The organism is Corynebacterium sp., assembly GCF_012837295.1.
GTDB lineage: Bacteria > Actinomycetota > Actinomycetes > Mycobacteriales > Mycobacteriaceae > Corynebacterium.
Map to the genome: position 1 here is coordinate 1 of NZ_DURI01000152.1, position 4,976 is coordinate 4,976.

At 70.9% G+C, this 4,976-nt stretch carries 5 protein-coding genes; all 5 read left to right on the forward strand.

Going from position 1 to position 4,976, the window contains the following annotated elements:
- Window positions 1-277 precede the first annotated feature (277 nt).
- The 5 genes from hisD (at window position 278) to GX015_RS05195 (ending at window position 4,965) form a co-directional block, all read left to right on the forward strand.
- Window positions 278-1,609 carry a histidinol dehydrogenase gene (gene hisD / locus GX015_RS05175; protein ID WP_291343315.1) on the forward strand — a complete coding sequence of 444 codons (1,332 nt, stop codon included), beginning with the start codon at window positions 278-280 and terminating at the stop codon, window positions 1,607-1,609.
- Window positions 1,606-2,757, forward strand: coding sequence for a histidinol-phosphate transaminase (locus GX015_RS05180; protein ID WP_291343317.1), 1,152 nt, complete (start codon window positions 1,606-1,608; stop codon window positions 2,755-2,757). Before hisD ends, GX015_RS05180 begins: the two co-directional genes overlap by 4 nt.
- A 2-nt stretch (window positions 2,758-2,759) precedes the next feature.
- Entirely contained in the window at window positions 2,760-3,383 is a 624-nt protein-coding gene (gene hisB, locus GX015_RS05185; RefSeq protein WP_291343318.1) for an imidazoleglycerol-phosphate dehydratase HisB, read from the forward strand.
- Entirely contained in the window at window positions 3,380-3,553 is a 174-nt protein-coding gene (locus GX015_RS05190) for a hypothetical protein (RefSeq protein ID WP_291343319.1), read from the forward strand. The genes hisB and GX015_RS05190 overlap by 4 nt, the downstream gene beginning before the upstream one ends.
- Before the next feature lie 116 nt (window positions 3,554-3,669).
- On the forward strand, window positions 3,670-4,965 hold the full coding sequence (locus GX015_RS05195; RefSeq protein WP_291343322.1) for an MFS transporter: 1,296 nt from the start codon (window positions 3,670-3,672) through the stop codon (window positions 4,963-4,965).
- Window positions 4,966-4,976 lie beyond the last annotated feature (11 nt).

Consider the following 4,976-nt stretch of genomic DNA (forward strand, 5'->3'; position numbering starts at 1 on the left):
GAACTCCGCGGCGGCCAGGCGGGCAGCACGCGGGTCGCCGTCCCACGCGGCGGACAGCGCGCGGCGCGCCAAGTCTGCGAGGTCTCTGCCATCGGTGCTGGACATGCGGACGATTGTCGCGGATCGGGCGGCAACTTCGCAACGGAACGATAAAGACGAGGGGGAGGGGCGGGTGACGCCGCGGGCCGCTCCCGGGGCGGTCCCGGCCGCGAACTATGATGAATGCCGTCCCAGACCATGCACCCGAGCACATCTTCGAAAGGTGGCGTCTGCCCCGATGCTGTCCACCATTGACCTGCGCGGTCGCGTCCCCTCCACCGCCGAACTGCGCCGGGCTCTGCCCCGCGGCGCAGCCGACGTCGATTCGATGCTGCCGACCGTCCGCCCCGTCGTCGAGGACGTCGCGGCCAACGGCGCCGAGGCGGCGATGCGCTACTCGGAGAAGTTCGACCGCGTGCGGCCGGACTCGCTGGTCGTCCCGGCCGAGGTCATCGCAGACGCGCTGGCGGGGCTCGACGCCGACGTGCGCGCCGCCCTGGAGGAGTCCATCGGGCGCATCCGGAAGTTCCACGAGGCGCAGAAGCCCTCCGACGTCTCCGTCGACGTCGTGCCCGGCGGCGTCGTCAAGGAAAAGTGGATCCCGATCCGCCGAGTCGGCCTGTACGTGCCCGGCGGCAACGCCGTGTACCCGTCGTCCGTGCTCATGAACGTCATCCCGGCGCTGGCCGCCGGCGTGGAGTCGCTCGTCGTCGCCTCGCCGCCGCAGGCCGATTTCGGCGGCTGGCCGCACCCGACGATCCTCGCGGCGTGCGCGCTGCTCGGCGTCGGCGAGGTGTGGGCCGTCGGCGGCGGGCAGGCCGTGGCGCTGCTGTCCTACGGCGACGAGGCAGAGGACCTGGAGCCGGTGGACATGGTCACCGGGCCGGGCAACATCTTCGTCACCGCCGCCAAGCGCCTGTGCCGCTCGGTCGTCGGCATCGACTCCGAGGCCGGCCCGACGGAGATCGCCATCCTCGCCGACGCCACCGCCGACCCGGTGGCCGTGGCCTACGACCTGATTTCGCAGGCCGAGCACGACGTCATGGCGGCGTCGGTGCTCATCACCGATTCGGTCGAGCTGGCCGAGGCCGTCGACCGCGAGGTGGCGGCCCGCTACGGCGTGACCCTCAACGCCGACCGCGTCAAGGAGGCGCTCGAGGGCCCGCAGTCCGGCATCGTCCTCGTCGACGACATGGACGTCGGCCTGAAGGTCGCCGACGCCTACGCCGCCGAGCACCTCGAGGTGCACACCGCCGACGCCGCGGCGCTGGCCGACCGCGTGACCAACGCCGGGGCGATCTTCGTCGGCAACTTCTCGCCGGTGCCGCTGGGCGATTACTCGGCGGGCTCCAACCACGTGTTGCCCACCTCGGGCACGGCCCGCCATTCGTCGGGTCTGTCCACGCACACGTTCCTCAAGGCCGTCCACGTGGTCGAATACGACGAGGCCGCGCTCAAGGGCGTTGCGGATACGGTGGTGGCGCTGGCCGACGCCGAGCGTCTGCCCGCCCACGGCGAGGCCATCCGCGCCCGCTTCGAGGACCTGTCCATCCGGGAGGAGAACCGATGAAGGACACCGGCATCACCCTGGCCGACCTGCCGCTGCGCGACGAGCTGCGCGGCGAGGAGGCCTACGGCGCCCCGCAGCTGAACGTCGACGTCCGGCTGAACACCAACGAGAACCCGTTCCCGCCGTCGGATGCGCTCATCGACGAGCTCGTCGGCGAGATCGGCAAGGTCGCCTCTGACCTCAACCGCTACCCGGAGCGCGACGCCGTGGTCCTGCGCCGCGCGCTGGCCGATTACGTCACCGGGCGCACGGGCGTCGAGGTCGGCGAGGCCAACCTGTGGGCCGCGAACGGTTCCAACGAGATCCTCCAGCAGCTGCTGCAGGCTTTCGGCGGTCCGGGCCGCACGGCCATGGGCTTTACGCCGAGCTACTCCATGCACCCGATCCTGTCGGCGGGCACGCAGACGGAGTTCCTTGCCATCCCGCGCGATCCGGTGACCTTCGACATCGACATGGAGGCGGCGCTGGCGGCGATCCAGGCCCACCGGCCGGACGTCATTTTCGTGACGTCGCCGAACAACCCGACCGGCAATCTCACGCCGACCGCGGACCTGCGCGCGATCCTCGACGCCGCCCCGGGCATCGTCATCGTCGACGAGGCCTACGCGGAGTTCACCGATGAACCCTCCGCCGTCGCGCTCATCGCCGAGTACCCCGCGAAAATCGTGGTCAGCCGCACGATGAGCAAGGCGTTCGACTTCGCCGGCGGGCGCCTGGGCTACTTCGTCGCGGACCCGGCCTTCGTCGACGCGGTGATGCTGGTGCGCCTGCCGTACCACCTGTCCACGCTGACGCAGGCTGCGGCGACCGTCGCGCTGCGCCACGCGGACGAGACGCTGGGGACCGTGGCAAAGCTCGCCGACGAGCGCGACCGGGTCGTCGCCCGCCTCGAGGAGCTGGGGTACGACGTCATCGAGTCGCATTCCAATTTCGTGTTCTTCGGGCTTTTCGACGACGCCGCGCGGGCATGGGCCGATTTCCTCGATCGCGGCGTTCTCATCCGCGACGTCGGGGTGCCCGGCCGCCTGCGCGCCACCATCGGCCTGCCCACCGAAAACGACGCCCTGCTCGAGGCCGCCGAAGGCGTCATCGCTTCCGGGGCCACCGCCACCGCCACCGGCACCGCCGCCGACGAACTGGAGAAGTGACCATGACCGATCCCACCCACCGCGAGAATCGCCGCGTCGGCACCATCGAGCGGGCCACCCGCGAGTCGTCGATCGTGTGCACGGTCGACCTCGACGGCACCGGCCAGGCCGACATCGACACGGGCCTGCCGTTCTTCGACCACATGCTCACCGCCCTGACCGCCCACGGCAGCTTCGACATCAAGCTCCATGCGAACGGCGACACCCAGGTCGACGCCCACCACACCGTCGAGGACACCGGCATCGTGCTGGGCCAGGCGTTCGCGGAGGCGCTGGGCGACAAGTCCGGCATCCGCCGCTTCGCCGACGCCTACATCCCCATGGACGAGACGCTGGCGCACGCCATCGTGGACGTGTCGGGCCGCCCGTACTTCGTCATCACCGGCGAGCCGGAGCAGATGCTCACCGCCGTCGTCGGCGGCCACTACGCCACGGTGATCAACGAGCACTTCTTCGAGTCCTTCGCGCTCAATGCCCGGATTGCCCTTCACGTTCGCTGCCTGTACGGTCGCGATCCGCACCACATCACCGAGGCCGAGTACAAGGCCGTCGCCCGCGCGCTGCGCGCCGCGTGCGAGCCCGATCCCCGCGTCACCGGCATCCCCTCCACGAAGGGCACCCTGTGAGCGCGGCGGACTTTCCCACGATCTTCCTGTTCATCGTCGCGGGCGTGCTCGTCGGCGGCGCCTGGTCGGCGTATCAGGCCGGGTCTAGGTTCGGCACGATCGTGCTGGGCTTGCTCGCGGTGCTGGCGACGGCCGGCGCGGTCCTCTGGTTGATGGGCGAGATGAACTGACGACGATGGAATGACACGAGGCACCGGCCACCGCCGGTGATGGACGCCGGCTCGGGCCGGAGAAGCGGAGATGTGCGGACGTGACCGAGCGGGTGGATCCGGTGCAGGTGGATTCCATGTGGAAGGCTCCCGGGCTCATCCCCACCCTGGTGGCGGTGCTGGCGGCGTTCGGCGGCTGGTCGCTGCTGCTGCCGGTCATCCCGCAGGCCATCCTCGACGACGGCCGCGGCACGGGGCTGGCCGGCGCGTACACGGGCGTGTTCATGGCCGCGACGGTCCTGACCCAGACGCAGACCCCGAGGATGCTGCGCAAGTACGGCTACCGGGCGACGATGTTCGTCTCCGGACTGCTGCTGGGCCTGCCCACGTTCCTCCATCTCTTCGGCACGGACGCGGCACTGGTCTTGGGCATCGCCGTCATCCGCGGCATGGGCTTCGGTGCGCTGACCGTCGCGGAGTCCGCGCTCATCGCGGAGCTGGTGCCGCTGAAGTTCCTGGGCAAGGCGTCCGGCGCCCTGGGCGTGGCCGTGGGCGTCGCCCAGCTGGCCTGCCTGCCGCTGGGCCTCGCCATCGCGCACTGGACCGGCACCTATCAGTGGGTCTACCTGTTGGGCGGCCTCATCTCGCTGGTGGGGTCCGCGATGGCGCTGCTGATCCCGAAGCTCAAGGCGGCGGCGAAGCCCGGCCGCCGCCGGAAGAAGGAACCGGGCGCCGAGCTGCCCTCCCGCGAGCCCGGCCCGGCCGCCGAGGTGGCCACCTGGAAGCTGGTCGCGGTGCCCGCACTTGCGATGGGCACCACCGCAATGGGCTTCGGCGGCATCTCGGCGTTCCTGGCGCCCGCGGCCCGGGAGATCGATTTGGTCGCCGGCGCCATCGTCGCGGGTGCCGCGCTGTCGGTGATGGGCGGTGCGCAGATGGTGTTCCGCTACATCGCCGGCGCGTGGGCGGACCGCAAGGGCAAGGCGGGCACGCTCATCATCGGCGCGCTGGCCGCCGGCGTGGTCGGGCTGGTCTTCATGGCGCTGGTGGTCTACGCCGGATGGTCGGCGTGGTGGCTGCTGGGTGCCGCGGCGTTCTACGGCGCCGGGTTCGGCATGGTCCAGAACGAGGCCCTGCTGCTGATGTTCGCCCGCCTGCCCCGCGAGCGCACTGCCGAGGCCAGCGCCTACTGGAACATGGCCTTCGACTCCGGCACGGGCACGGGCTCCTTCGTCCTCGGGCTCGTGGCGGGCGTGGCGCTGCAGCCGTATCCCGCGGTGTTCGCCGTCGCGGCGGGGTTGATGTCCATCGGTCTCGTCGCCGCGATCCTCGACCACGTCATCGGCGCCCACCGTGTGGCCGAGCACCACAACACGCGTGCGACGCTGCGGAAGCTGGGCGGGTCCGTCGTCAAGCAGAAGCGCAGGGGCTGAGCCGATGCGCA

Bases quoted from the DNA above. Each gene is read 5' to 3' on its own strand.
- hisD (WP_291343315.1), top strand. From the start codon at position 278: ATGCTGTCCACCATTGACCTGCGCGGTCGCGTCCCCTCCACCGCCGAA.
- GX015_RS05180 (WP_291343317.1), top strand. From the start codon at position 1,606: ATGAAGGACACCGGCATCACCCTGGCCGACCTGCCGCTGCGCGACGAG.
- hisB (WP_291343318.1), top strand. From the start codon at position 2,760: ATGACCGATCCCACCCACCGCGAGAATCGCCGCGTCGGCACCATCGAG.
- GX015_RS05195 (WP_291343322.1), top strand. From the start codon at position 3,670: ATGTGGAAGGCTCCCGGGCTCATCCCCACCCTGGTGGCGGTGCTGGCG.